Here is a 22,262-nt window from a genome sequence, read left to right on the forward strand (position 1 = left end):
ACGGTCAGCCGCTCTCCGCGACCGGGCACTACGTGCTTGCACACGGCAGGCCCACGACCGGGAAGGGTGGTGGGCCGTCCGCGACACCGAAGACCGGTGCGCGCCGCTCCTGGGGGAACTCCCTCGTGGGAGGCCCCCGTTCGATGCCCCGCTGGTGCGGCCGGTCGCTCCTCGCGGAACCCCGGGCCCGGGACACACCCCCCTACTATACGGGACGGCTACTCCCCCTTGAGCCGGGCCCTGGTCCACTCGGCGATCTCCGCGTACCTGGCCTCGCCGCCCCGCCGGGTCGGCCGGTAGTACTCCTTGCCGTGCACCTCGTCCGGCGCGTACTGCTGGGCGGCGATGCCCTCCGGCAGGTCGTGCGGGTACCGGTAGCCCCCGCCGTGGCCGAGCTTCTTCGCCCCGCCGTAGTGCGCGTCCCGCAGGTGCGGCGGCACCGCGCCGGCCAGGCCCTGCCGGACGTCCGCCAGGGCGGCGTCGATGGCCAGGTAGGCGGCGTTCGACTTGGGCGCCAGGGCGAGCGCGATGGCCGCCTGGGACAGGATGATCCGGGCCTCCGGGAAGCCGATCAGGGCGACCGCCTGGGCGGCGGCGACGGCGGTGGGCAGCGCGGTCGGGTCGGCCAGGCCGACGTCCTCGCTGGCGGAGATCATCAGGCGGCGGGCGATGAAGCGCGGGTCCTCCCCCGCCTCGATCATCCGGGCCAGGTAGTGCAGCGTGGCGTCCACGTCGCTGCCGCGGATCGACTTGATCAGCGCGCTCGCCACGTCGTAGTGCTGGTCGCCGTCCCGGTCGTAGCGCACCGCGGCCTGGTTGACCGCCGTCTCGGTCGCCGCCAGGGTCAGCACCGTCTCGCCCTGCTCCAGCGCCGCCCCGGCCGCCGCCTCCAGCGTGGTCAGCGCCCGCCGCGCGTCGCCCCCGGCGAGGCGCACCAGGTGGTCCTCGGCCTCCGCGCTCAGCTCCACGCTGCCGCCCAGGCCCCGCTCGTCGGCGGTGGCGCGGCGCAGCAGGGCGCGGACGTCCTCGTCGGTGAGGGACTCCAGGGTGAGCAGCAGGCTGCGCGAGAGCAGCGGGGAGATCACCGAGAAGTACGGGTTCTCGGTGGTCGCGGCGATCAGGGTGACCCAGCGGTTCTCCACGGCGGGCAGCAGCGAGTCCTGCTGGGCCTTGGAGAAGCGGTGGATCTCGTCCAGGAACAGCACCGTCTCCCGGCCGGTCATCCCGACCGCGCGCCGGGCGCCGTCGATCACCGCCCGGACTTCCTTGACGCCGTGCGTGATCGCCGAGAGCTCGACGAACCGACCCTCCACCGCCCGGCTGATCACGTGCGCCAGCGTGGTCTTGCCCGTCCCGGGCGGCCCCCACAGGATCACCGAGCTGGTGGCCGCCGGGCCCTTGGCCCCGGAGACCAGGCGCCGCAGCGGCGAGCCGTCCTTGAGCAGCTGCCGCTGCCCGGCCACCTCGTCCAGCGTCCGCGGCCGCATCCGCACCGCGAGCGGGGCGCGGCCCGGCTCGGCGCTCTGGCGTTCTTCGGCAGCGTGCGTGAAAAGGTCGGGCTCGTCCACGCCCCGAGCCTATGCGAGGGCTCCGACAGACCGGGACGCCAGGGGCGCGCGGCCGCCCGGCGCCCCCGGCCGCCGCCTCACTCGAAGCGCTCCGGGTCCCCGGCGCCGTAGCGGACGATCTCCGCCTCGCCGCCGGAGAAGTCGACGACGGTGGTGGGCACCGTCCCGCACTCGCCGGAGTCGACCACCGCGTCCACCACGTGGTCGAGCCGCTCCTTGATCTCCCAGCCCTGGGTCATCGGCTCCTCCTCGCCGGGCAGCAGCAGGGTGCTGGAGACCAGCGGCTCGCCGAGTTCGGCGAGCAGGGCGCGGGTGACGGGGTGGTCGGGGATGCGGACGCCGACCGTCTTCTTCTTGGGGTGCAGCAGCCGGCGCGGCACCTCCTTGGTGGCCGGGAGGATGAAGGTGTAGCTGCCGGGGGTGGCCGCCTTGACCGCGCGGAAGACGTTGTTGTCGAGCTGGACGAACTTCCCCAGCTGGGCGAAGTCCTCGCACATCAGGGTGAAGTGGTGGCGCTCGTCGAGCTTGCGGATGGTGCGGATCCGGTCCAGTGCCTCGCGGTTGTCCAGCCGGCAGCCGAGGGCGAAACAGGAGTCGGTGGGGTACGCGATCAGGGCGCCGTCGCGGATGCTCGCCACCACGGTGGAGACGGTGCGGGGCTGGGGCGTCTCGGGGTGCACGTCGAAGTACTTCGCCATTGCTCGACCCTACTGCCCGGCCCGCGCCAGCACCGTCGCGGCGTGGTCGAAGACGTACTTCTGGAGGTCGCGCGGCGGCCGCTGGTAGCCGCGCGGCTCGGGGCGCGGCGGCAGGGTGACGACGGGCTTGGCCACCTCGCGGTACGGGACGGTGGACAGCAGGTGGGCGACCATGTTGATCCGGGACCGGCGCTTGTCGTCGCTGTCGACGACGTTCCAGGGCGACTCGGGGAGGTCGGTGTAGACGAACATCTCGTCCTTGGCCCGCGAGTAGTCCTCCCAACGGGTGATGGACTCGACGTCCATCGGGGAGAGCTTCCACTGCCGCATCGGGTCGTCGAGCCGGTCGCGGAAGCGGCGCTCCTGCTCGACGTCGCTGACCGAGAACCAGTACTTGCGCAGCAGGATGCCGGCCTCGACCAGCATCCGTTCGAAGGTGGGGCACTGGTGCAGGAACTGCCAGTACTCCTCGTCGGTGCAGAAGCCCATCACCTTCTCGACGCCGGCCCGGTTGTACCAGGAGCGGTCGAACAGGACCATCTCGCCGGCCGCCGGGAGCTGTTCGACGTAGCGCTGGAAGTACCACTGGCCGCGCTGGCGCTCGGTGGGGGCGGGCAGGGCGGCGATCCGGGCGATCCGGGGGTTGAGGTACTCGGTGACGCGCTTGATGGCGCCGCCCTTGCCGGCCGCGTCGCGGCCCTCGAAGACGATCACCATCCGGACGCCCTCGACCCGGACCCACTCCTGGAGCTTGACCAGTTCGCGCTGGAGGCGCAGCAGCTCGTCCTCGTAGAGCTTCTTGGGCATCCGCTCGGCCCGGCGGCCGGGCTTCTTCCCGGCCTTGCCCGACCCGGCCTGCTTGGTCGGCTTGGGTGCCTTGGCCGGCTTGGGTGCCTTGGCCGCTTTGGCCGCCTTGGATGCCTTGGATGCCTTGGATGCCTTGGGTGTCGCCACTGTGTGCCTCCGCTCACCGCGCCGTTGACGATCTCTCAGGCTAGGGCGGGACGGGCCCGGGCGCAGTTCGGCGCACCCTCCCGGCAGGGCACCGGCGGTCCCCCGTGCCGCCGGTGCCGCTCGCGCCGGGGAAGGCCGGACAACTGTGCGACACCCCGGGGTTCCCGGTCCAATGCATTGCTCCATAACCTGGGGGCATGGACGTGGACACCCGGATGTTGCGCTACTTGACGGTGGTCGGCGAGGAGGGCCAGCTGACCGCGGCCGCGGCCCGGCTGGGGGTGAGCCAGCCGACGCTGACCAAGCAGGTGCGGGCGCTGGAGCGGCAGTTGGGGGTGGAGCTGTTCCTGCGCTCGCGGGCCGGGATGGTGCCCACGGCGGCGGGCGCCGAGCTGCTGGCGCGCGCCACCGGGCTGCTGGCCGGCTGGGAGGAGGCGCTGCGGGCGGCCCGGCGGGCGGCGGCGGAGACCGGCGGGGAGCTGCGGGTCGGCTTCGAGGGGGCGACGATCAACCTGCTGGGCCGGGAGGCGGTGGAGGACTTCGCCCGCCGGATGCCCGGCTGGCGGGTGCGGATGCGGCAGAACGACTGGTTCGACGAGACCTCCGGCCTGGCCTCGGGCGAACTGGACCTGGCGCTGTGGCACGCCCCGGCGTCGATGGCCGAGCGGTACGCGCACGCGCTGCTGGGCACCGAGGAGCGCTGGGTGGTGCTGGCGGCCGACCACCGGCTGGCGGACCGGGACGCGGTGGACCTGGCGGAGCTGTGGGAGGAGCCGTTCGTGGCGATCCCGGAGCAGGCCGGGGTGTGGCGCGACTACTGGCTGGGCGGCCCGGAGCGCGGCGAGCGGCCGGTGCGGGTCGGCGCGGTGGCGCACAACGCGGACGAGTGGATGGCCGCGGTGGCCTGCGGGCAGGGGGTGGGGTTCGCGCCGCGCTCGGTGGACCGCTGGGCGCGCCGTCCGGACGTGCGCTGCCTGCCGGTGCGCGGGCTGAGCCCGAGCCTGGTGGGGCTGTTCCGGCTGCCCGGCCGGGCGGCCACGCCGGCCATGGAGGCGTTCGCGGAGTCCTGCCGGCTGCACCTGGAGGTGCAGTACCGGGCGACCGGTGGCGGCCGGTCACCCGCGGGGAGCGGCGCTCAGACCTCCGCGAAGGGCGCGGGGTAGCGGCACACGCCGTGCGGGACGCCGTCGGCGCCGGGCAGCGGCAGGGCCTGGAAGTACCCGTCGGGGACGTCGAAGGGCCCGGTGATCCGGTGGTCGGCGGCGGGCGTGAAGCCGAACCTGGCGTAGTAGCCGGGGTCGCCCAGCACCACCACGACGCGCTCGCCCGCCTCGGCGGCGGCGGCCAGCGCGGCCCGCACCACGGCGGTGCCGACGCCCTTGCGCTGCCACTCCGGGGCGACCGCGACGGGCGCCAGCGCGAGGCCCTTCCCGTTGCCGATCCTCAGCCGGGTGAGCAGGGCGTGGCCGATGACGACCTCGCGGTCGTCCACCGCCACCAGGGACAGTGCGGGCAGCCAGGCGGCGTCGCGGCGCAGCGCGTCCACCAGGTCCGCCTCTTCGGGGCCTGGGAAGGCCGCCATGTGCACCCGCCGGGTCTCGGCGGTGTCGGTGGGGAGTTCGACTCTGGTTCGTACGGTCATCCTTGACCCTTCTTGCGCCCTGCACCCCGTTGTGCAGCGTTCCGGCCCCGGGCGGTGGCAGCCTACTCCTGGTGGGCGCGCACCGGCCGGGGCCGGAACAAATCGTGATCTCCGTGATGCACCGTCAGCATCCGCCGGGGCCGGACGGGCGCTGACGGCTCGTCAGGCGGTCGGCCCGGCCTCGGCCTTGGCGCCGTCCTTGCCCTCCTTGGCGTTCTCCTTGGCCTTGGGCCGGGCGTCCACGCCCGCCTCGCGGCGCTGGGCCGGGGTGATGGCGGTGGGGGCGCCGGTCAGCGGGTCGCCGCCGGTGGAGGTCTTCGGGAAGGCGATGACGTCCCGGATGGTGTCGTAGCCGCCCAGCAGGGTGACCACGCGGTCCAGGCCGAGCGCGATGCCGCCGTGCGGCGGCGGGCCGTAGTTGAAGGCGTCCAGCAGGAAGCCGAACTGCGCGGCCGCCTCCTCCTCGGACAGGCCGATCGCGTCGAACGCCCGCTTCTGCACCTCGCGCTGGTGGATGCGGATCGAACCGCCGCCCAGCTCCGAGCCGTTGAGCACCAGGTCGTACGCGTTGGAGAGCGCGCTGCCCGGGTCGGTGTCGAAGGTGGCGAGCGACTCGGCGGTCGGCGCGGTGAAGGGGTGGTGCACCGCGTGCCAGCCCTGGAACTCGCCCTTGTCGTCCTCGATCGGCTCGAACATCGGGAAGTCCACGACCCACAGGAAGGCCCACTGGGACTCGTCGATCAGCTGGCAGCGGCGGCCGATCTCCAGGCGGGCGGCGCCGAGCAGCTCCTGCGAGGCGGTCTTCTTGCCGGCCGCGAAGAACACCGCGTCGCCGGGCTTGGCGCCGGCGGCGGCGGCCAGGCCGGACAGGTGCTCCTCGGACAGGTTCTTGGCGACCGGGCCGCGCAGCTCGCCGGTCTCGGCGTCCACCAGGACGTACGCGAGGCCGCGGGCGCCGCGGGCCTTCGCCCAGTCCTGCCAGGCGTCGAGCTGCTTGCGGGGCTGCGAGGCGCCGCCGGGCATCACGACCGCGCCGACGTACGGGGCCTGGAAGACCCGGAACCCGGTGCCCGCGAAGTACTCGGTGAGGTCGGTGAGCTCCTGGCCGAAGCGGACGTCCGGCTTGTCGGAGCCGTAGCGGGACATCGCGTCGGCGTAGGTCAGGCGGGGCAGCGGGTTGGGGATCTCGTACCCGTGCACCTCCTTCCAGATCCGGGCGACGACCTTCTCGCCGAGCGCCAGGACGTCCTCCTGGTCGACGAAGGACGCCTCGATGTCGAGCTGGGTGAACTCCGGCTGCCGGTCGGCGCGGAAGTCCTCGTCGCGGAAGCAGCGGGCGATCTGGTAGTAGCGCTCCATGCCGGCCACCATCAGCAGCTGCTTGAACAGCTGCGGGGACTGCGGCAGGGCGTACCAGTGGCCCGGCTGGAGGCGGACCGGGACGAGGAAGTCGCGGGCGCCCTCGGGGGTGGAGCGGGTCAGGTACGGGGTCTCGATGTCGAGGTAGTCGTTCTCCTCCATCACCGTGCGGATGATGTGGTTGACCTTCGAGCGCAGCCGCAGCGCGCGGGCCGGGCCCTCGCGGCGCAGGTCGAGGTAGCGGTAGCGCAGCCGCACCTCCTCGTTGACCGAGCCGGGCTCGTACTCGGCGACCTGGAACGGCAGCGGCGCGGCCTCGGACAGCACCTCGATGGACTCGACGACGACCTCGACCGCGCCGGTCGGGATGTCCGGGTTCTCGTTGCCCTCCGGGCGGACCCGGACCTCGCCGACCACCTTCACGCAGTACTCGGAGCGCAGCCCGTGCACCGACTCCAGGTCGCGGACCACGACCTGCACGGTGCCCGAGGCGTCGCGCAGGTCGATGAAGGCCACGCCGCCGTGGTCGCGGCGGCGGGCCACCCAGCCGGCCAGGGTGACGGTGGTGCCGGCGTGCTCCGCGCGGAGCGTGCCCGCGTCGTGCGTGCGGATCACAGCTGCTTCTCCTTCAGGGTGGTGACGAGCGCCGCAAGGGCGACGGGGGTCTGCTCGCCGGACTCCATGTCCTTGAGCTGGACCACGCCCTCGGCGAGGTCCCGGTCGCCGGCGATCACGGCGAACCGGGCGCCGGATCGGTCCGCCGACTTCATGGCGTTCTTGATGCCCTTGACACCGAACGCGAGATCGGTGGCCACCCCGAGGCGGCGCAGCTCGACGGTCTTGGCGAACAGGACGGTCTTCGCCTCCTCGCTGAGCGCGACGGCGTACACCGCGGTGGTGGCGGGCAGGTCGAGGACGACGCCCTCGGCCTCCAGCGCGAGGTAGGTGCGGTCCACGCCCAGCGCCCAGCCGACCGAGGGCAGCGCCGGGCCGCCGATCATCTCGGACAGGCCGTCGTAGCGGCCGCCGCCGCCGATCGCGGACTGGGCGCCGAGGCCGTTGTGCACGAACTCGAAGGTGGTGCGGGTGTAGTAGTCCAGGCCGCGCACCAGCTTGGGGTCGTCGACGAACCCGACGCCCGCGGCGGTGAGCAGCTCGCGGACCTTCTCGTCGTACGCCTTGCAGTCCTCGCAGAGGTGGTCGCGCAGCCGGGGCGCGTCCACCAGCTGGGCCTGGACGGACTCGCGCTTGTCGTCCAGCACGCGCAGCGGGTTGATCTCCGCGCGGCGGCGGGTCTCCTCGTCGAGGTCGAGCCCGGCCAGGAACTCGACCAGCGCGGCGCGGTAGACCGGGCGGCACTGCCGGTCGCCGAGGCTGTTGAGCAGCAGCGAGTAGTCCGACAGGCCGAGCGCGCGGAAGGCGTCGTCGGCCAGGATGATCAACTCGGCGTCCAGCGCCGGGTCCTCGGCGCCGATGGCCTCCGCGCCGACCTGGGAGAACTGCCGGTAGCGGCCCTTCTGCATCCGCTCGTAGCGGTAGTAGTTGCCGGAGTACCAGAGCTTGACCGGCAGGTTGCCCTGCTTGTGCAGGTTCGCCTGGAGCGCGGCGCGCAGCACCGAGGCGGTGCCCTCGGGCCGCAGCGCGAGTTCGTCACCGCCCCGGGTGGTCAGCTGGTACATCTCCTTGGTGACGATGTCGGTGGACTCCCCGACACCGCGGGAGAAGAGCTTCACGTCCTCGAAGACCGGGGTCTCGATGTAGCCGTACCCGGCTCGGCGCGCGGGGGCGGAGATCGCCTCGCGGACCGCCAGGAAGGCCGCCGAGGTGGGCGGCAGCAGGTCGTAGGTGCCCTTGGGGGCGGTGAAGGTGCTCAACTTCTCTTCCGTCACATTCCTCGTCGCGGGAAGGCCGGTGCGCCCTGCGCACCGCCCGCCTGCTGGAGGTAGGGGTTGGTGGCGCGCTCACGGCCGATGGTGGTCTGGGAGCCGTGGCCGGAGAGCACCACGGTCGCGTCGTCGAGGGGCAGGCACACCCGGGCCAGCGAGCGCATGATCGCCGCGCTGTCCCCGCCCGGGAGGTCGGTACGCCCGATGGAGCCGGCGAACAGCAGGTCGCCCGAGAACAGGACCGGGGGGATGTCCTGCGAGGCGGGCGTCCTGAACGTCACCGACCCCTTGGTATGGCCGGGGGCGTGGTCGACGGTGAGCCGCAGCCCGGCGAGTTCCAGCACGCCGCCGTCGGTCAACTCGCGGACGTCGTCCGGCTCGCCGACGGTGATCGAGCCCATCAGCTGCTGCCCGAGCGAGCGCCCGAGCGCCTTCTCCGGGTCGGCCAGCATGTAGCGGTCCTCGGGGTGGATCCAGGCCGGCACGCCCCGCGCGCCGCAGACCGGGACGACCGAGGCGACGTGGTCGATGTGCCCGTGGGTGAGCAGCACCGCGACCGGCTTGAGCCGGTGCTCGCGGATCAACTCCTCGACGCCGCCCGCCGCTTCGTGGCCCGGGTCGACGATCACGCACTCCTCGCCGGCGGCGGGTGCGACCAGGTAGCAGTTGGTGCCCCAGGCCCCGGCGGGGAATCCGGCGACGAACACGCGAGTCCTTACGTTTCATGGCGGTGGCGGTGTGCTTTTCCCCCGCAGCCTACCGGCGGCACCGGGCCGCGGGCGAACCGGTTGTCCGGTGCGTTCAGGGCTTTCTCATCCTGGGCTGATCCCGTCCTGACGTGCCGGGTCCTTACACTGGGCCGCCGTCGGGTGCGATGATCCGCACGCGACAACAGAACAGGTCCCCGTTCCCCACAGTCCGGCAGGAGACACGTCCGGTGGTCAGCAGCGAACAGCGGCGGCGGCAGCTCGCCCGTGAGAAGTACGAGCGCCAGATGCAGGCGCGCGCCGAGGCGGTCGCCAAGCGCAGGCGGCGCAACGTGATCGTCGCCGCGGTCCTGGCCGTGGTGGTGGTGGCCGGCGTCGCGACCGTCGCGGGCGGCGTGTTCGACTCGGACAAGAAGAAGGACGACAAGGCCGCCTCCGCGGCGCCGACGCCCTCCTCCTCCGTCTCCGGCAAGCAGTGGGCCGCCGAGCCGGCCATGTCGATCGACACCGCGGCCAAGTACACGGCCAAGATCGAGACCTCGCAGGGCGAGGTCACCCTCGCGCTGAACGCCGCGAAGGCGCCGCACACCGTCAACTCCTTCGTGTTCCTGGCGGGTCAGCAGTTCTGGGACAACACCAAGTGCCACCGCCTGACCACGGAGGGCATCTTCGTCCTGCAGTGCGGCGACCCGACCGGCACCGGCCGGGGCGGCCCGGGCTACCAGTTCGCCGACGAGAACCTCGAGGGGGCGACCTACCCGGCGGGCACCGTGGCGATGGCCAACTCCGGTGCGAACACCAACGGCAGCCAGTTCTTCCTGGTCTACAAGGACACCCAACTGCCGCCCAGCTACACCCCGTTCGGCACCATCACCGGCGGCCTGGACGTGCTGCAGAAGATCGCCGCGGCCGGCACTGAGGGCGACACCGGCGACGGCGCGCCCAAGACTCCGGTCAACATCACCGCCATCACCACCGCGAAGGGCTGACCCGCCGCGAAAATCGACCGGCGCCGGATGCGGACAGCACCGGCGCTGGTCGCCTATGTTGCTGTTGTATAGGGTGCCCTGACCGTCGGCCGTCACCCTCGGCGCAACCCAACGACGGCTCGGGACGGCGGACTCCATCGGTCCGCCGCACATCAACTGTGGACGACGCTCCCGCCCGTGGGCGTGGCGTCATGTGGAGGAGGCGCTGTGAGCAGCGACCCGTGGGGCCGTGTCGACGAGCAGGGGAACGTCTACGTGAGGACGGCCGACGGCGAACGCCAGGTCGGCTCCTGGCAGGCCGGCTCCCCGGAGGAGGCCCTCGCCTACTTCGAGCGCAAGTTCCAGGGCCTGGAGGCGGAGACCGCCCTCCTGGAGCACCGGGTGCGCAAGACCGACCTGGCCGCCAAGGAGGCGCAGACCGCGCTGGACCACCTGCGCGCGCAGGTCACCGAGGCGCACGCGGTCGGCGACCTGGCCGCGCTGGCCGCCCGCCTGGACGCCCTGGCCGGCGAGATCGAGGCCCGGCAGGGCGAGCGCAAGGCCGCCCGGGCGAAGGCCCAGGAGGAGACCCGCGCCGCCAAGGAGGCGCTGGTCGCCGAGGCCGAGCAGCTCGCCGAGTCCAACCAGTGGCGGGAGGCCGGCGACCGGCTGCGCGCCCTGGTCGACAACTGGAAGGCGCTGCCGCGGCTGGACCGCAAGAGCGACGACGAGCTGTGGCACCGCTTCTCGCACGCCCGCTCGGTCTTCTCCAAGCACCGCAAGGCGCACTTCGCGGCGCTCGACTCGGAGCGCGAGTCGGCCCGCGCGGTGAAGGAGCGGCTGGTCGCCCAGGCCGAGGCGCTCTCCGGCTCCACCGAGTGGGGCCCCACCGCCGCCGCCTACCGCGACCTGATGACGCAGTGGAAGGCCGCCGGCCGCGCCCAGCGGGACGCGGAGGAGGAGCTGTGGGCCCGCTTCCGCGGCGCCCAGGACGTCTTCTTCCAGGCCCGGTCCTCCGCGTTCTCCGAGCGCGACGCCGAGCAGGGCGAGAACCAGAAGGCCAAGGAGGCGCTGCTGGTCGAGGCCGAGGCGATCCTGCCGATCACCGACCTGAAGGCCGCCAAGGCCGCGCTGCGCGAGGTCTCCGAGCGCTGGGAGGCCATCGGCCACGTCCCGCGCGACGCCCGTCCGAAGCTGGACGGCCGGCTGTCCGCGGTGGAGCGCGCCGTCCGCGAGGCCGAGGAGGCCGAGTGGCAGCGCTCCAACCCGGAGGCCCGGGCCCGCGCCACCGGCATGACCGCCCTGCTCCAGGCCGCCGTGGACAAGCTCCGCGCCGACCTGGACAAGGCCCGCGCGGCGGGCAACACCTCCCGGGCCGCCAAGCTGGAGGCCGAGCTGGAGGGCCGCCAGGCGCTGCTCGACCAGGCGCAGAAGTCGCTGCAGGAGTTCAGCTCCTGACCCGGCTCCGTACCCGAAGGGCCCCCGTCCGCACCGGACGGGGGCCCTTCGGGTACGGGGTCACACCACCGAGGGCGTGGCGGCCGGCGACTGCAGCTGGTCCAGGTCCAGGCTCTGGTCGGGCCCGGGGGTGGCGCTGGGGACGGGGGTGCCGAACTCGCTGAAATCGACCTTCCCGGTGTCCTGCTCCAGCTCCAGCGGCACCGCCGCGCCGGTGGTGGCCACGTACAGGGTGCCGGTGCCGGAGGCGCCGCTCAGCGCGAGGGCGGGGCGGTCCTGCACGGTGGCCGGTTCGCCCCGGGTCACGCCGCTCCCCGCGCTGCCGAGCCGGTCGGCCAGCGCGCCCAGGTCGCACAGCTCGGTGATCTCGCCGAAGTCCGGATTGTCGCTGCTGGTCCGCAGGTAGCGGTCGCCGACCAGGTCGGACAGCGCCGAACCGCCGTGGGTCTGCCAGAACTCCTGGTCCGGCTTCACCCACAGCTGCGTCCCGGCCTTGACCACCTCGAAGCTGCCGACGCCGAGCTGGCCGAGCGTGCCGGTGCAGTCCCCGGCGGTGTTCAGCCGCAGGTCCACCCGGACCTGCGCGCCCTGGGTGCTCAGCGTGCCGGCCGTCCGGACCGTGCCCGCGTCCCGGAGGCCCTGCACCGCCCGCTGGAGGGCCTGGTCGGCCGGGAGCGCCGCGAGGCCGTTGTCCCCGGCCGCGGAGGCCGCCGCCGGGCGGCCGTCACCGCGCTGCCGGTGCCGCTCGCCGCCGGGCCGCCGGAGCCGCCCGAACCGCTGCCGCACCCGGCCGCCAGTGCCGCGGCCGCCACCGCGCCGACCGCCGCCGTCCTGAGCCGTATGCCGTGCACGCTGCCTCCCGGAAAGCCGACCGCCCCCACCCGGCCAGTGTCGGCGGGGCGGGGGCGGGCGGCGACCGGAGCGCCGTGCGGGGCTCCTGCGCTTGCGGGCCGCGCCTACTTGCGGGCCGAGGTGACCCGGTAGACGTCGTACACGCCCTCGACGCCGCGCACCGCCTTGAGCACGTGCCCGAGGTGCTTGGGGTCGCCCATCTCGAAGGTGAACCGGCTCATCGCGACCCGGTCGCGGGAGGTCTGGACGGCCGCCGACAGGATGTTGACGTGCTGGTCGGAGAGCACCCGGGTGACGTCGGAGAGCAGCCGGGAGCGGTCCAGCGCCTCCACCTGGATGGCGACCAGGAAGACCGAGGACTGGGTGGCCGCCCACTCGACCTCGATCATCCGTTCGGGCTGCTGCTGGAGGGACTCCACGTTGACGCAGTCCGCGCGGTGCACCGAGACGCCGTTGCCGCGGGTGATGAAGCCGACGATCGGGTCGCCGGGCACCGGCGTGCAGCAGCGCGCCAGCTTCACCCACACGTCGTCCACGCCCTTGACGATGACGCCCGGGTCGCCCTTGGCCCGGCGGCGCATCGCGCGCGGCTGGTGCGAGGGGGTGGCGGTCTCGGCGAGGTCCTCGACCGCGCCCTCCTCGCCGCCCATCGCCTGGACCAGCTTCTGCACGATGGCCTGCGCGGCCACGTGGCCCTCGCCGATCGCCGCGTACAGCGAGGAGATGTCCGGGTAGCGCATCTCGTGGGCCAGCGTGACCAGCGAGTCCCCGGTGAGGATGCGCTGGATCGGCAGGCCCTGCTTGCGCATCGCCCGGGCGATCGACTCCTTGCCCTGCTCGATCGCCTCCTCGCGGCGCTCCTTGGAGAACCAGGCGCGGATCTTGTTCCGGGCCCGGGGCGACTTGACGAAGCTCAGCCAGTCCCGGGACGGTCCGGCGTTCTCCGCCTTGGAGGTGAACACCTCGACGGTGTCGCCGTTCTCCAGCGTCGACTCCAGCGGCACCAGCCGGCCGTTGACCCGGGCGCCGATGCACCGGCAGCCGACCTCGGTGTGCACCGCGAACGCGAAGTCCACCGGGGTGGCCTGCGCGGGCAGCGCTATCACGTCACCCTTCGGGGTGAAGACGAACACCTCGTTGCTGGACAGGTCGAAGCGCAGCGACTCGAGGAACTCGCTCGGGTCCTCGGTCTCCTTCTGCCAGTCCAGCAGCTGCCGCAGCCAGGCCATCTCGTTGACCGCGTCGGCCTTGTCGTGCTGCCGCCCGTGGGTGGGCGTGTCGGTGCGCACCTTGGAGGCGCCGGCCACCGCCCGCTGCTTGTACTTCCAGTGCGCGGCGATGCCGTACTCGGCGCGGCGGTGCATGTCGAAGGTGCGGATCTGCAGCTCGACGGGCTTGCCCCCGGGGCCGATCACCGTGGTGTGCAGCGACTGGTACATGTTGAACTTGGGCATCGCGATGTAGTCCTTGAACCGCCCCGGCACCGGGTTCCACCGCGCGTGGATGGTGCCCAGCGCCGCGTAGCAGTCGCGGACGGTGTCGACCAGGACCCGGATGCCCACCAGGTCGTAGATCTCGGCGAAGTCCCGGCCCCGGACGATCATCTTCTGGTAGACCGAGTAGTAGTGCTTGGGACGGCCGGTCACCTGCGCGGTGATCCGGGCCCCGCGCAGGTCGCCCTGCACCTGGTCGATCACGGTGGCCAGGTACTCGTCCCGCTTGGGGGCGCGCTCGGCCACCAGCCGGACGATCTCGTCGTACATCTTGGGGTAGAGGATGGCGAAGGCCAGGTCCTCCAGCTCCCACTTGATGGTGTTCATGCCCAGCCGGTGCGCCAGCGGGGCGTAGATCTCCAGCGTCTCGCGGGCCTTCTTCTCCTGCTTCTCCCGCTTCAGGTAGCGCATCGTGCGCATGTTGTGCAGCCGGTCGGCGAGCTTGATCACCAGCACCCGCGGGTCCTTGGCCATCGCCACGACCATCTTGCGGACGGTCTCCGCCTGCGCGGCCTCGCCGAACTTGACCCGGTCCAGCTTGGTCACGCCGTCGACCAGCAGCGCCACCGAGTCGCCGAAGTCCTGCCGGAGCGTCTCCAGGCCGTAGTCGGTGTCCTCGACGGTGTCGTGCAGCAGCCCGGCCATCAGCGTCGGCGCGTCCATCCCCAGCTCGGCCAGGATGGTCGCCACCGCCAGCGGGTGGGTGATGTACGGGTCGCCGCTCTTGCGCTTCTGCCCGCGGTGCCACTTCTCCGCGACGGCGTACGCCCGCTCGATGTCCTTCAGCAGCCCCGGGTCGGCCTTGGGGTCGTTGGCCCGGATCGTCCGGAACAGCGGCTCCAGCACCGGGTTGACCATCGAACTGCGCTGACCGCCCAGCCGCGCAAGCCGAGCCCGCATCCCGCCCGGTGAGGGACGGGAACTGGCGGCAGCGGCCGTGGGCACAACCTCGTCGGGCAAGGACACTCCTACGTCGGATCAACCTTCATCGTACCGACAGCGCGCCCCCCTGCGGCGGCGCGCCCGCCTCGAACGGAGAACCGCCCGGGAACGGTCGTGTTCCCGGGCGGCCCTCGAACAGCGCGGTGTCACACCACGACGAGCGTCTCCAGCGGGGCGCCGTGCAGGTGCGGGGCGAGCTTCGCGCGCCCCGTCAGGAAGCCGAGCTCCATCAGCACCACCACGCCGACCAGCTCGGCCCCGGCCTCCTGGACCAGGTCCAGCGAGGCCGAGATCGTCCCGCCGGTGGCCAGCACGTCGTCGACCACCAGGACCCGCTCGCCCGGCTCGAACGCGTCGCACTGGACCTCCAGCGTCGCCGACCCGTACTCCAGGTCGTACGAGCGGGAGAACACCTCGCCGGGCAGCTTGCCCTTCTTGCGGATCGGGACGAACCCGAGCCCGGCCGCGAACGCGGCCGGCGCGGCGAGGACGAACCCCCGCGCCTCCAGCCCGACCACCTTGGTGGCGCCGAGCTCCTTCGCCCGCGAGGCCAGCGCCCGGGTCAGCACGCCGAACGCCTCGGCGTCGGCCAGCAGGGGGGCGATGTCCTTGAACAGGACCCCCGGCTTGGGGTAGTCCTGCACGTCCCGGATCCGGCTGTTGAGCAGCTCGGACAGGGCGGGGTCGGTGGTGGAGGTCACGGGGGTTCCTTCGCGGAGGGTCAGTGCTTGCCGGACGGCCGTCCCTTGCCGCGGGCGCGGCCGACCGGCTGGTTACGCTGTCCGACCATACCGGCCGCGACCTGCTCCTCGTCGCCGTCCTCGCTGTCGGCGCTCTCGCCGCGGGCTTCGGCCTCGGCCGCGGCCTTGGCCTCCGAGGCGCGCCGCTGGGCGACCCGCTTGGCCAGCGCCTTCATCTCCGGGGCCTGCTCCTTGAGCTGCGCGAGCAGCGGGGTGGCCACGCAGATGGAGGAGTAGGCACCGGCCGCGAGGCCGATGAACAGGGCCAGCGAGATGTCGTTCAGGGTGCCCGCGCCCAGGAAGCCGCCGCCGATGAACAGCAGCGCCGAGACCGGGAGCAGGGCGACGACCGTGGTGTTGATGGAGCGCACCAGGGTCTGGTTGAGGCCGTGGTTGGCGGCCTCGCTGTAGGTGCGGCGGGACTGCTTGGTGATGCCCTTGGTGTTCTCCTTCACGGTGTCGAAGACGACGACCGTGTCGTAGAGCGAGTAGCCGAGGATGGTCAGGAAGCCGATCACGGTGCCCGGGGTGACCTCGAAGCCGACCAGGGCGTAGACGCCGATGGTGATCAGGAGGTCGTGGATCAGGGCGACCAGGGCGGCCACCGCCATCCGCCACTCGAAGGCGATCGCCATGTAGACGGTGACCAGGACCATGAAGACGATCAGGCCGGTCAGCGCCTTCTTGGAGATGTCGGCACCCCAGGAGGGGCCGATCACCTGGGCGTTGATGTCCTGCTCCTGGACGCCGATCGCCTGCGAGAACTCCTTGGTGAAGGTGGTCGCGGGGATCGACTCCTCGGCGCTGACCTGGATCCGGACGTCGCCCTTGTCCGTGGTCTGCACCAGCGCGGTGTGCGAGCCGATGATCTTGTCGGCGGTGTCCTTCGCCTGCGAGGCGGACAGGCCGGGCTTGTGCACGGTGTAGACCGAGCCGCCCTTGAACTCGATGCCCAGGTGCAGGCCCAGGGCCAGGCCGATGCCGGCCACCAGGACGATCACCGCGGAGATCGAGTACCAGATCTTCCGCCGGCCGACGAAGTCGAAGGAGACCTCGCCCTGGTAGAGGCGGTGACCGATGTTGCGGAGCGACATGGGTCAGACCTCCTGGGTGGTGGTGGGACGGCGGCGGGAGCCGCGCAGCGGCGGACGGGCGCCGAGCCGCTTCGGGTCCAGGCCGGACCACGGGTGGCCGCCGGCGAAGAACTTGGTGCGGGCGAGCAGGGTGATCAGCGGCTTGGTGAACAGGAAGATCACCACGACGTCGAGCAGGGTGGTCAGGCCCAGCGTGAAGGCGAAGCCCTGCACCTTGCCGACCGACACCAGGTAGAGCACCGCGGCACACAGGAAGGACACGAAGTCCGAGACCAGGATGGTGCGCCGGGCCCGCGGCCAGGCGCGCTGCACGGCGGCCCGCAGCTGGGCGCCCTCGCGGACCTCGTCGCGGATGCGCTCGAAGTACACGATGAACGAGTCGGCGGTGATGCCGATCGCGACGATCGCGCCGCAGACCGCGGGCAGGTTCAGCGCGAAGCCGATGCCCGCGCCCAGCAGGCTCATGATCGACCAGGTCAGGACCGCCGAGACGACCAGGCCGGCGATCGAGATCAGGCCCAGGCCGCGGTAGTAGACCAGCGAGTACGCGACCACCAGGACCATGCCGATCAGACCGGCGATCAGGCCCGCCTTCAGCTGCTCGGAGCCGAGCTGCGGGGAGACGGTGGTGACGTCGCTCTTGACGAAGTCCAGCGGGAGCGCGCCGTAGCTCAGCACGTTCGCCAGCGACTTGGCGTCCTCCGAGGTGAAGGTGCCGCTGATGACGGCGGTGCCGCCGCTGATCGACTCCGACACGTACGGGTGGGAGACGACCTGGCCGTCCAGCACGATCGCGAACTGGTTGGCCGGGCTGGTCTGGGTGGCCAGCTGGCCGGTGGTGTCGGCGAAGGCCTTGGAGCCGGTGTCGTTGAACGACAGGTCGACCATCCAGCCCTTGCCGGTCTGGTTGTCGTAGACGGCCTGCGCCTTGGTGACGTCCTGGCCGTTCACGGCGACGCCGCCGAGCACGAACTTGTACCAGAGGCCCTGCTCCGCGTCGTACGAGCAGGCGATGGCCGGCTTGGTCGGGTCGCTGGTCTGGTAGTTGAGGCGCTGCGCCTTGTCGGTGCAGTCCAGCGCGGCGTACTTCTGCTGGAGCGCGGCGGTCTCCGGGTCCGGGGTGGCCGCGGCGCTCGGGTCGGCCGCGGGGGCCGAGGCGCCGGCGGAGGCGCTCGGCTGGGCCGCGGCGGAGCCGGAGGCGGAGGCGCTCGCGGAGGCCGACGGGTCGGCCTGCAGCGCGCCGGAGAGGGCGCGGCCGGCCTTGGTGGCGGACGCGGAGGCGCTCGCGGAGGCACTCGCGGAGGAGGAGGCCGAGGCGGAGGCGCCGCTGCCGGCGCTCGCGGAGGCGCCCGCGCTCGGGGCCGCCGAGGCCTCGGCGCCCGCGGAGGCGGAGGCCGACGGGTCGGGCTGCTGGGCGGCCGCGCCGGACGGCTCGGCGACCAGCACCGGGCGGAAGTAGAGCTTGGCGGTGTCACCGACCTTGTCGATGGACTGCTGCGTGTTACCACCGTCGGGGATGTTGACGATGATGTTCGCGTTGCCCTGGGTCTGGACCTCCGCCTCGGAGACGCCCATGCCGTTGACGCGCTTCTGGATGATGCTGACCGCGGTGTCCAGGTTGGTCTTGTTGACCGCGGAAGGATCATCGGACTTAGCGGTCAGCGTGACGCTGGTGCCACCGGCGAGGTCGATACCGAGACGCGGCTTGGTGTTGCCCGTCCCGAACATGAGGGCCACAAGGCCGACGGTGACCACCAGGATGAGCGCCAGCGCCCGTCCCGGGTATCCGTCGCGCGACCGCGACTTGGGTGTTGCCACCTTGCTCGTTTCTCCCTGTCCATGCCGCCCGGCGGCCGGCCTCCGGCCCCGCGCTGGGCGGGGTGCCGGAAGGCGGCGGACGCACGACGGCCCAAGAGTCTTGTTGGGCTTGCGGCGGATGCCGCTGGTCGAGGGTGCCCCGACCGTACTACTTGCTCTCGGGAGCCTCGGCGTCGGCCTTCGCCTCGTCCTTGGACAGGCTCAGCGGCTTCTCGTCGGCGTCCGCGTCCGCCACGGCCTCGACGGCCTCGGCGTCCTCGACGGACTCGTCCTCGGCGGGGCGGCCGTTGATGATCGCGTCGTACTCCAGCGGCTCCAGGACGGCCGCGATCGCGCCCTTGGTGTAGTGGGCCACCACGCCGGGGGCGACCTCCAGCTCGACGGTCTCGTCGTTGACCGCCTTCACCAGGGCGTACATGCCGCCGATGGTGCGCACGCCCGACCCCGGCTGCAGCGCGGACTGCATGCTCTGCGCCTGCGCCTGCCGCTTCTTCTGCGAGCGGAACATCAGGAAGATCGCGAGGAGCGGGAGGATGAGGATGATCAGATTCACGGCCAGGGTCCTTTGCGGCCGCGCGCGGCGACCAGTGCGTATACGTCGGCCCGTCGGGTGAGAGGGGCGGTCCGGCGGAGTCTAGGCGACCCGCACTCAACGGACAACGCCAAGCATGCCAGTGTGCCGCCGAAAGTGGCGAGCCTTGGCATGCACATAAACTCGCGATAAGGCGCCGGAGTTATGCCTGGCCGTCGCCCCAGAGGCCGCCCTGCTGGCCGCCCCGCGCTCCCTTCGGCGCTCCCTGGGCCTGCGGCGGGGTCAGCCCCAGGTGGTGCCAGGCCGCCGCGGTGGCGATCCGCCCGCGCGGGGTGCGCGCCAGCAGGCCCTCCCGAACGAGGAAGGGCTCGGCCACCTCCTCGACCGTCTCCGCCTCCTCGCCGACCGCCACCGCCAGCGTGGACAGGCCCACCGGGCCGCCGCCGAACAGCTTCAGCAGCGCCTCCAGCACCGCCCGGTCCAGCCGGTCCAGGCCGCGCGCGTCGACCTCGTAGACCTCCAGCGCCCGGGCGGCGATCTCCCGGCTGACCAGGCCGTCGTGCCGGACCTGCGCGAAGTCCCGCACCCGGCGCAGCAGCCGGTTGGCGATCCGGGGCGTGCCGCGCGAGCGGCCGGCGATCTCGGCCGCGCCCGCCGGGTCGATCTCCACGTCCAGCAGGCCCGCCGAGCGGTGCACCACCCGCTCCAGCTCGGCCGGGGCGTAGAACTCCATGTGGCCGGTGAAGCCGAAGCGGTCGCGCAGCGGCGGCGGCAGCAGGCCCGCCCGGGTGGTCGCGCCGACCAGCGTGAACGGCGGCAGCTCCAGCGGGATCGCGGTGGCGCCGGGGCCCTTGCCGACGATCACGTCGACCCGGAAGTCCTCCATCGCCATGTAGAGCATCTCCTCGGCGGGCCGGGACATCCGGTGGATCTCGTCGAGGAACAGCACCTCGCCCTCGGTCAGCGAGGACAGGATCGCCGCCAGGTCCCCGGCGTGCTGGATCGCCGGGCCCGAGGTGATCCGGATCGGGGCGTTCAGCTCGGCCGCGATGATCATCGACAGGGTGGTCTTGCCCAGCCCGGGCGGGCCGCTCAGCAGCACGTGGTCCGGCGCCGCGCCGCGCTTGCGGGCCGCCTGGAGGACCAGCGAGAGCTGCTCGCGCACCCGCTCCTGCCCGATGAACTCCTCCAGCAGCCGGGGCCGCAGCGCGGCCTCCACCGCCTGGTCCTCGCCGTCGGCGGACGCCGCCACCAGGCGGTCAACGGGCTCGGACTCGTACGGGCTCATCGGAAAACTGCTCCCCATGTCGACTTGGAGACGGATCGTCCTATTGCTTCGGCGCCGGGCCGCACCGGGCCGCTCAGCGGGCCCGGTTCAGGCCGCGCAGGGCGAGCCGGAGCAGGGTGCCGACGTCCGGCACGGACTGCGCCTCGGCCTCCGGCGCGACCCGGGCCACCGCCTCGTCCGCCTCCCGCGGAGCGTAGCCCAGGCCCACCAGGGCCGCGTGCAGCTGCTCGTGCCAGGGCGCCGGGCCGGACGCGACCGGCTTCTGCGCCGGGACGGTGCCGTGCGGGGCGCCGAGCTTGTCCTTGTACTCCAGCAGCAGCTTGGCCGCCTTCGCCTTGCCGATGCCGGGCACCGCGATCAGCGCCTTCTCGTCGCCGCCCGCCACCGCCACCCGCAGCGCCTCCGGCGAGTGCACCCCGAGGATCGCCTGGGCCAGCTTCGGCCCGACGCCGGGCGCGGCCTGCAACACCTCGAACGTCGCCCGCTCGTCGTCGTCGGCGAACCCGAACAGCGTCAGCGAGTCCTCCCGGACCACCAGCGAGGTCGCCAGCCGGGCCGGCTCCCCCACCCGCAGCGTGGCCAGCGTGGCCGGCGTGCACTGCACCGCCATCCCCACCCCGCCGACCTCTACCACGGCCACCCCGGCCCCCACCACCGCAACCGGCCCCTGCACAAAGGCGATCATGGTGAAGTCGTTCCTCTCGATGGTTCCGATGCTTGGTACGTCCCGGGCCCGTCAGGGGCGCGGGGAACTGCGCGAGCGGCCCGGCGCCCCGGCCCCGTGCCAGGAACCCCCGCCCGTGGCGTGGGCCTTGATCGCGGCGGTCAGCCGGTTGGTGGTGCCGCCGCGCCAGATGTGGCAGATGGCCAGGGCGAGGGCGTCCGCCGCGTCGGCGGGCCTGGGCGGGGCGTCCAGCCGCAGGATGCGGGTGACCATGGCGGTGACCTGGGCCTTGTCGGCCCGGCCGGAGCCGGTGACGGCGGCCTTGACCTCGCTGGGGGTGTGCAGCGTGACGGGGATGCCGCGGCGGGTCGCGCACAGCACGGCGACGGCGGAGGCCTGCGCGGTGCCCATCACGGTGCGGACGTTGTGCTGGGCGAACACCCGCTCCACGGCGACGAGTTCGGGCGAGTACCGGTCGAGCCAGGACTCCAGGCCCTGTTCGATGGCGAGCAGCCGGGGGCCGATCTCGTCCTCGGCGGGGGTGCGCACCACGCCGACCCCGAGCATCGCCAACGGCCGCCCGGGCAGTCCCTCGACCACCCCGACGCCGCACCTGGTCAGCCCAGGGTCCACACCCAGCACTCGCACGGCCCCGCCTCTCTCCGGTCTGCGCAGGTTACCCCCGGCCACCGACAACCCGTCCCGGACACGCCTCCGCCCGGCGGCCGCGAGCGGGCCACCGGGCGGGGGAAGGACCGGGATCAGGCGTCCAGCTCGGCCATGATCTCGTCGGAGACGTCGAAGTTGGCGAAGACGTTCTGCACGTCGTCGCTGTCCTCCAGCGCGTCGATCAGCTTGAAGATCTTGCGGGCGCCGTCGGCGTCCAGCTCGACCTGCATGCTGGGGACGAAGTTGGCGTCGGCGGAGTCGTAGTCGATGCCCGCGTCGACCAGGGCGGTGCGGACCGCGACCATGTCGGTGGCCTCGGACATCACCTCGAAGGCCTCGCCCAGGTCGTTGACCTCCTCGGCGCCGGCGTCCAGCACGACGTCCAGGATGCGGTCCTCGTCCACGCCGTCGGCCTTGGGGACGATGACGACGCCCTTGCGGTTGAACAGGTAGGAGACCGAGCCCGGGTCGGCCATGTTGCCGCCGTTGCGGGTCATCGCGACGCGCACGTCGGAGGCGGCGCGGTTGCGGTTGTCGGTGAGGCACTCGATCAGGACGGCCACGCCGTTGGGGCCGTAGCCCTCGTACATGATCGTCGAGTAGTCGGCGCCGCCGGCCTCCGCACCGGAGCCGCGCTTGACGGCCCGGTTGATGTTGTCGATCGGGACGGAGCTCTTCTTCGCCTTCTGGATGGCGTCGTAGAGCGTCGGGTTGCCGGCCGGGTCGCCGCCGCCGGTGCGGGCCGCCACCTCGATGTTCTTGATCATCTTGGCGAAGAGCTTGCCGCGCTTGGCGTCGATCGCGGCCTTCTTGTGCTTGGTGGTAGCCCACTTAGAGTGGCCGGACATCGCCAGCTCCTTTTCGTCGCCAATGGGAAATGAACAGGGGAGATCTTACCGGTGCCGCACCGCCGGGTGGCACACGGTCACC

Annotated in this window: 19 protein-coding genes and 1 pseudogene; 3 read left to right on the forward strand and 17 right to left on the reverse strand. The window is 72.5% G+C overall.

All coding sequences use genetic code 11. The features are described from left to right. Positions 1-218: 218 nt before the first annotated feature. The 3 genes from HUT16_RS05805 to ppk2 all read right to left on the reverse strand — a co-directional run bounded on the left by HUT16_RS05805 (position 219) and on the right by ppk2 (position 3,073). Positions 219-1,568, reverse strand: coding sequence for a replication-associated recombination protein A (locus HUT16_RS05805; RefSeq protein WP_176186096.1), 1,350 nt, complete (start codon positions 1,566-1,568; stop codon positions 219-221). Between the two features lie 77 nt (positions 1,569-1,645). Further along, positions 1,646-2,266: an L-threonylcarbamoyladenylate synthase gene (locus HUT16_RS05810; protein ID WP_176186098.1), complete on the reverse strand. Its 621-nt coding sequence runs from the start codon at positions 2,264-2,266 to the stop codon at positions 1,646-1,648. A gap of 9 nt (positions 2,267-2,275) precedes the next feature. Beyond that, on the reverse strand, positions 2,276-3,073 hold the full coding sequence (gene ppk2 / locus HUT16_RS05815; protein ID WP_176192511.1) for a polyphosphate kinase 2: 798 nt from the start codon (positions 3,071-3,073) through the stop codon (positions 2,276-2,278). A 344-nt stretch (positions 3,074-3,417) separates the two neighbouring features. Between ppk2 and HUT16_RS05820 the strand changes: the two genes are divergently transcribed. Beyond that, on the forward strand, positions 3,418-4,383 hold the full coding sequence (locus HUT16_RS05820) for a LysR family transcriptional regulator (RefSeq protein WP_176186100.1): 966 nt from the start codon (positions 3,418-3,420) through the stop codon (positions 4,381-4,383). Here HUT16_RS05820 and HUT16_RS05825 read toward each other — a convergent pair. The 4 genes from HUT16_RS05825 to HUT16_RS05840 form a co-directional block, all read right to left on the reverse strand. Continuing rightward, entirely contained in the window at positions 4,356-4,862 is a 507-nt protein-coding gene (locus HUT16_RS05825) for a GNAT family N-acetyltransferase (RefSeq protein ID WP_176186102.1), read from the reverse strand. The genes HUT16_RS05820 and HUT16_RS05825 overlap by 28 nt on opposite strands. Positions 4,863-5,024: 162 nt before the next feature. Continuing rightward, on the reverse strand, positions 5,025-6,836 hold the full coding sequence (aspS, locus tag HUT16_RS05830; protein WP_176186104.1) for an aspartate--tRNA ligase: 1,812 nt from the start codon (positions 6,834-6,836) through the stop codon (positions 5,025-5,027). Then, a complete protein-coding gene (gene hisS, locus HUT16_RS05835; RefSeq protein ID WP_176186106.1) occupies positions 6,833-8,095 on the reverse strand; it encodes a histidine--tRNA ligase in 1,263 nt (420 codons plus the stop codon). The genes aspS and hisS overlap by 4 nt, the downstream gene beginning before the upstream one ends. Positions 8,096-8,106: 11 nt before the next feature. Then, positions 8,107-8,814 carry an MBL fold metallo-hydrolase gene (locus HUT16_RS05840; RefSeq protein ID WP_176186108.1) on the reverse strand — a complete coding sequence of 236 codons (708 nt, stop codon included), beginning with the start codon at positions 8,812-8,814 and terminating at the stop codon, positions 8,107-8,109. A 230-nt stretch (positions 8,815-9,044) separates the two neighbouring features. On the opposite strand from HUT16_RS05840, the gene HUT16_RS05845 reads away from it, so the two are divergent. Next, positions 9,045-9,803: a peptidylprolyl isomerase gene (locus tag HUT16_RS05845; RefSeq protein WP_303392063.1), complete on the forward strand. Its 759-nt coding sequence runs from the start codon at positions 9,045-9,047 to the stop codon at positions 9,801-9,803. A 207-nt stretch (positions 9,804-10,010) separates the two neighbouring features. Further along, positions 10,011-11,240, forward strand: a complete 1,230-nt coding sequence (locus HUT16_RS05850; RefSeq protein WP_176186112.1) for a DUF349 domain-containing protein — start codon at positions 10,011-10,013, stop codon at positions 11,238-11,240. Between the two features lie 60 nt (positions 11,241-11,300). Here HUT16_RS05850 and HUT16_RS05855 read toward each other — a convergent pair whose 3' ends face one another. The 10 genes and pseudogenes from HUT16_RS05855 to HUT16_RS05900 form a co-directional block, all read right to left on the reverse strand. Beyond that, positions 11,301-12,026: a hypothetical protein gene (locus HUT16_RS05855; RefSeq protein ID WP_176186114.1), complete on the reverse strand. Its 726-nt coding sequence runs from the start codon at positions 12,024-12,026 to the stop codon at positions 11,301-11,303. A gap of 170 nt (positions 12,027-12,196) precedes the next feature. After that, positions 12,197-14,485: pseudogene (locus tag HUT16_RS05860) on the reverse strand (bifunctional (p)ppGpp synthetase/guanosine-3',5'-bis(diphosphate) 3'-pyrophosphohydrolase); the annotation flags it as partial. Between the two features lie 188 nt (positions 14,486-14,673). Beyond that, positions 14,674-15,228 (reverse strand): adenine phosphoribosyltransferase, encoded by a 555-nt coding sequence (locus tag HUT16_RS05865; RefSeq protein ID WP_176186118.1) that lies wholly within the window; start codon positions 15,226-15,228, stop codon positions 14,674-14,676. A gap of 20 nt (positions 15,229-15,248) precedes the next feature. Then, positions 15,249-16,361 carry a protein translocase subunit SecF gene (gene secF, locus HUT16_RS05870; RefSeq protein WP_176186120.1) on the reverse strand — a complete coding sequence of 371 codons (1,113 nt, stop codon included), beginning with the start codon at positions 16,359-16,361 and terminating at the stop codon, positions 15,249-15,251. A gap of 3 nt (positions 16,362-16,364) precedes the next feature. Then, positions 16,365-18,089: a protein translocase subunit SecD gene (gene secD / locus HUT16_RS05875; RefSeq protein WP_254898253.1), complete on the reverse strand. Its 1,725-nt coding sequence runs from the start codon at positions 18,087-18,089 to the stop codon at positions 16,365-16,367. Positions 18,090-18,327: 238 nt separating this feature from the next. Further along, entirely contained in the window at positions 18,328-18,732 is a 405-nt protein-coding gene (gene yajC / locus HUT16_RS05880; protein ID WP_254897658.1) for a preprotein translocase subunit YajC, read from the reverse strand. Positions 18,733-18,913: 181 nt separating this feature from the next. Continuing rightward, on the reverse strand, positions 18,914-19,999 hold the full coding sequence (ruvB, locus tag HUT16_RS05885; RefSeq protein WP_254897659.1) for a Holliday junction branch migration DNA helicase RuvB: 1,086 nt from the start codon (positions 19,997-19,999) through the stop codon (positions 18,914-18,916). 73 nt (positions 20,000-20,072) lie between these two features. Continuing rightward, on the reverse strand, positions 20,073-20,684 hold the full coding sequence (gene ruvA, locus HUT16_RS05890; protein WP_176186126.1) for a Holliday junction branch migration protein RuvA: 612 nt from the start codon (positions 20,682-20,684) through the stop codon (positions 20,073-20,075). Between the two features lie 51 nt (positions 20,685-20,735). Next, positions 20,736-21,311 (reverse strand): crossover junction endodeoxyribonuclease RuvC, encoded by a 576-nt coding sequence (ruvC, locus tag HUT16_RS05895; RefSeq protein WP_176186128.1) that lies wholly within the window; start codon positions 21,309-21,311, stop codon positions 20,736-20,738. 113 nt (positions 21,312-21,424) lie between these two features. Then, positions 21,425-22,180 carry a YebC/PmpR family DNA-binding transcriptional regulator gene (locus HUT16_RS05900; protein WP_033252075.1) on the reverse strand — a complete coding sequence of 252 codons (756 nt, stop codon included), beginning with the start codon at positions 22,178-22,180 and terminating at the stop codon, positions 21,425-21,427. Positions 22,181-22,262: the final 82 nt, after the last annotated feature.

Origin of the sequence: Kitasatospora sp. NA04385 (assembly GCF_013364235.1) — a bacterium.
GTDB lineage: Bacteria > Actinomycetota > Actinomycetes > Streptomycetales > Streptomycetaceae > Kitasatospora.

Coding starts and splice junctions, on each gene's coding strand:
- HUT16_RS05810 (WP_176186098.1), bottom strand. CDS start 2,266: ATGGCGAAGTACTTCGACGTGCACCCCGAGACGCCCCAGCCCCGCACC.
- ppk2 (WP_176192511.1), bottom strand. CDS start 3,073: ATGCCCAAGAAGCTCTACGAGGACGAGCTGCTGCGCCTCCAGCGCGAA.
- HUT16_RS05820 (WP_176186100.1), top strand. CDS start 3,418: ATGGACGTGGACACCCGGATGTTGCGCTACTTGACGGTGGTCGGCGAG.
- HUT16_RS05825 (WP_176186102.1), bottom strand. CDS start 4,862: ATGACCGTACGAACCAGAGTCGAACTCCCCACCGACACCGCCGAGACC.
- secF (WP_176186120.1), bottom strand. CDS start 16,361: ATGTCGCTCCGCAACATCGGTCACCGCCTCTACCAGGGCGAGGTCTCC.
- secD (WP_254898253.1), bottom strand. CDS start 18,089: ATGTTCGGGACGGGCAACACCAAGCCGCGTCTCGGTATCGACCTCGCC.
- ruvB (WP_254897659.1), bottom strand. CDS start 19,999: ATGAGCCCGTACGAGTCCGAGCCCGTTGACCGCCTGGTGGCGGCGTCC.
- ruvA (WP_176186126.1), bottom strand. CDS start 20,684: ATGATCGCCTTTGTGCAGGGGCCGGTTGCGGTGGTGGGGGCCGGGGTG.
- HUT16_RS05900 (WP_033252075.1), bottom strand. CDS start 22,180: ATGTCCGGCCACTCTAAGTGGGCTACCACCAAGCACAAGAAGGCCGCG.